Source organism: Aquimarina sp. AWH4_224 (assembly GCF_056160245.1).
Map to the genome: position 1 here is coordinate 1 of NZ_JBSWWU010000061.1, position 417 is coordinate 417.

At 48.4% G+C, this 417-nt stretch carries 1 pseudogene; it reads left to right on the forward strand.

Annotated features, from left to right (window positions below):
- A pseudogene (locus tag ACXAGJ_RS24695) lies at positions 1–417 on the forward strand (gliding motility-associated C-terminal domain-containing protein); the annotation flags it as partial.

Here is a 417-nt window from a genome sequence, read left to right on the forward strand (position 1 = left end):
CCCAATGTGCTGCACCTACACCAGATATTACCGTCGTTACTGATGAAGCGGACAATTGTGGTACTCCCACGGTGGCATTTGTAAGTGATGTCAGTGATGGGAATAGCAACCCAGAAGTCATCACCAGAACCTATAGTGTGACGGATGCCGCAGGAAACAGTATCAATGTGACTCAGACGATTACGATTAACGATACTACCGATCCAACGGCGAGTAACCCTGCACCGATCAGTGCCCAATGTGCTGCACCTACACCAGATATCACTGTCGTAACAGACGAGGCAGACAATTGTGGTACTCCCACGGTGGCATTTGTAAGCGATGTCAGTGATGGAAACAGCAATCCAGAAGTGATCACTAGAACCTATAGTGTGACGGATGCCGCAGGAAACAGCATCAATGTGACTCAGACAATCA